Below are 2708 nucleotides of genomic sequence, written 5' to 3'. Positions count from 1 at the left end.
AAGCTTGCTGAGCTAGCCCAAGCACATGCTGAATTAGCCGCGCAAGTTGATGATGTTTCTGAGTGGTTGCTTGATGAGATGGAAGTTTAGGTTTTGCGGTTATAAACAAGGTACAGTCTTACAACCGCTACTATTTTATTCTAAGCCATCCAAAACGGCTTTAACCTCAGTGACATACTGACCCAAATCTGGCTCCAAATTGAACCCTTCAACTGGCGTGGGCAAGCCCTTTTGCTTCCCTAATCTAACGATAATCGCGTTCTCCTCTGGGAGCACGAGCACGCGCTGGCCTAAATGTCCCAGCATCGCATAATAAGGTATCGGACTGTCCATATCCGTCCATACTGAATGTCCGTAGATTGGCGCATAACCGTCAGGAAAGGCATCTTTATTGGGCGTAATCATAAAATCTATATGCTCTTTGGTGAGTAATTGCTCGCCCTGCCACTCGCCACCGTTCACTAGTAATTGCCCAAATTTGGCAAAATCAAGCGCACTGGCATTGAGGCAGCAATAGACCTTTTCGATATTCGCAGCGCCATCAAGCGACCAGTAGGCGTCGCCTTGCATGCCTAAAGGTTGCCAAAACTTCTCTTCCAAGTAACTAGAAATAGTATAACCGTGCGGTTCTAACGCCCTTGATAATGCAATCCCCAGCATTTGCGTATCGCCGGAGGAGTATTCAAATTGACCACCGCATGGCTCAACAAAATCACGATTGACCATTTGCTTGACCAAGTCATGACCGTAATAAGATTCAGCCGTCGGGTTAATGGGGAAGTAATAATCCTCGGTCCAATCATAACCTGAGGTCATCGCTGAGAAATCTGCAAGGGTACAATTCTGCGCGTATTCGCTATCTGCGTATTCCGGCAACCACCTAGTAATCGGCTCATCGACGCTGCCAATATAGCCGTCTTCTACGGCTTTGAGATAGAGCATAGTGGTGACAGTTTTTGCCATCGAAAAGCTATTGGTGTGCGAATTGGCATCGTAACCTTGCCAGTAGTTTTCGTACACTAGCTTGCCGTCTTTGATAATTGCAAAGGCCACCGTTTCGTCGGTATCTAAGGCGTTTTGTAAGGTTGGCGTGAGTTTGACTTGCTCAAAGCTTGGATCTTTTTCCCAAGCGATAGCGTCTTTGGCGCGAATCGTACGATTATCAAAATCAATATAATCATCGATATTGGCAGTGGCTTCACCTTTAAGATAAGTGAGCTGTAAGCCGCGGAAGATATAGCCATTGCCTGTCACTACTAGACCTAAACTGATAATAATAAGCAGCGCTAAGATAGGTAACACAATCCATTTAAACAGAGTCTTTAACACAGCCATGTTCAAATCCTTTTTTATGGCGTGAATGATGAGTACGATTGAGTATCATTGATAGGATTTAATCTAGCATGAATGGAGTGTTTTGGGAGGTGGATTTTTGAATGGTGAGCTTAGAGTGTAGGCTGGGTTTTTAGCCCAGCTTTGAAACTTTGCAAAGTCAAAATGCTGGGTCAAAAACCCAGCCTACACATAATTTTATGATGCGCTGGACGTACCCTATGACCACGACCAATATCTGCAAGAAAACAAATCTTACCGCTAGCCCTGATGTGAGAGCCGTAAAAAAATTGTACACAATTTTAGGCTAGCAAGGAGAATTCCCTTAAAGGGGAATTCTTAAAGGTATCCTCTCGCAGTTTAGTCCGCACGCCATCAGCAAGACAGATACAAACAGACAGCAGGAAATTGCTCCCCTACCGTCTATTAACTTACCCTAAGATTTTAAACCAAACCTATATCTGCACCGCAACCTCTGCCCCATCACGAATGGCGCGTTTGGCATCGAGTTCTGCTGCTAATTTTGCGCCACCAATCAAATGATATTGCGCGTCTGGCGCATCGCCAACGTTTGGCATTAGCTCAGCGACAGACTCTTGACCGGCGCAGACGACGACGCTATCAACACGTAGCAACTGGCTTTGACCTTGGTCGTTAGTGACCCAAATGCCCTCATTGGTGATTTTGTCGTATTGCACGCCTGAGACTTGGATGACGCCGTGCGATTTGATGTGTGCGCGATGCACCCAGCCAGTCGTTTTGTTGAGACCAGCACCTAAGCGGCCTTTGCTGCGCTGCATCAGATACACTTGGCGAATCGGGGTGATGCCTTCAGGTTTGATTAAGCCGCCATCTGTTTGATAGTTCATATCAGAGGTAACGCCCCATTCTTCGCGCCACTCCTCAACAGATTGTGGCTCGGGGCGATAGCTTGGATCTTTGAGCGTCTCAGGTCCTAGCTCATCTAGCGGCTGACCGTGACGTGCAGTGAGGTATTCGCTCACATCGAAGCCGACGCCGCCAGCACCAATGACCGCAACGGTATCGCCGACAGATTTTTCACCGGATAATAATTCGGCATAGCTGATCACTTGCGGCAGGTCTGCACCTTCAAGCTTACCTTCTAGGCTCTTAGGCACCACGCCTGTGGCAACAACGACGTGTTGGAATTTACCATCGCTGAGCATGGCTTTGTCGACTTGGGTATTAAGTTTAATCTCAACGCCTAAGTGCTCAAGCTCATTGATGTAGTAGCGAATAGTCTCAAAGAATTCTTCTTTACCTGGGATGACTTTAGCGTAGTTGAACTGACCGCCCAAAATATCACGCGCTTCAAAGAGCGTGACGTCATGACCGCGCAGCGCTGCGACGTGCGC

At 47.2% G+C, this 2708-nt stretch carries 2 protein-coding genes; both read right to left on the bottom strand.

Annotated features, from left to right (window positions below):
• Nucleotides 1-135 precede the first annotated feature (135 nt).
• Nucleotides 136-1335, bottom strand: a complete 1200-nt coding sequence (locus ACTXGO_RS12175) for a serine hydrolase domain-containing protein (RefSeq protein ID WP_435950101.1) — start codon at nucleotides 1333-1335, stop codon at nucleotides 136-138.
• Between the two features lie 452 nt (nucleotides 1336-1787).
• On the bottom strand, nucleotides 1788-2708 hold a 921-nt coding region (locus ACTXGO_RS12170; protein ID WP_443574736.1), incomplete at its 5' end, for an FAD-dependent oxidoreductase.

The organism is Psychrobacter sp. T6-1, from assembly GCF_052258445.1.
Note: the sequence above shows the minus strand (reverse complement) of the source record. Positions and strands in the feature narration are given on the sequence as shown.